At 43.0% G+C, this 598-nt stretch carries 2 pseudogenes; both read left to right on the plus strand.

The annotated features are described in order from the left end of the window. Positions 1–196, plus strand: a pseudogene (locus WMO41_RS15840) (IS1182 family transposase); the annotation flags it as partial. A 153-nt stretch (positions 197–349) separates the two neighbouring features. Continuing rightward, positions 350–598, plus strand: a pseudogene (locus WMO41_RS15845) (IS1182 family transposase); the annotation flags it as partial.

The following is a 598-nucleotide window of genomic DNA, read 5'->3' on the forward strand; positions in this document are numbered from 1 at the left end:
TGACGGTTCTAAGTTTGAAGCCAACGCAAACAAGTATTCCTGGGTATGGAAGAAAGCGACTGAAAAATCCAGATACCGCCTGTTTGAGAAGATCACTTCCCTGTTTCAGGAAATTAATCTTGAGCTTCAATACACGGGGATAAAGTTCAGTATTAATACGGAATACTCGCCAAAATACCTAAAGGAAGCCGCATAGAAATACGTAGAAATCTGGCAGTTGGATGAAACAACGTTTGTCGCTGGGAAAGGACATCGAAAGTCAGTCCAGCAGCGCCATTATGAAAAACTTCAGGAATATCTGTTAAAGCTGAATGACTATGTAGAAAAGATCCAAATCTGTGGAGATGGACGCAATAGCTATTCCAAGACGGATCATTCCGCTACTTTCATGCGAATCAAAAAGGACTATATGGGAAATGACCAGCTGCTCCCGGCGTATAATGTCCAGGTCGGTGTGGCGGATGAGTATATAGCGGTTGTTGATGTGAACCAATACCGTTCAGATATGGACTGTTTCATCTCCCTCATGAATAAGTTCCATGATATTTATGGATTCTACCCCAAATATCCGGTAGCGGATGCCGGTTACGGCTCGTAT

The sequence above is a fragment of the Ventrimonas faecis genome (assembly GCF_040096075.1).
GTDB classification, from domain to species: domain Bacteria; phylum Bacillota; class Clostridia; order Lachnospirales; family Lachnospiraceae; genus Brotaphodocola; species Brotaphodocola faecis.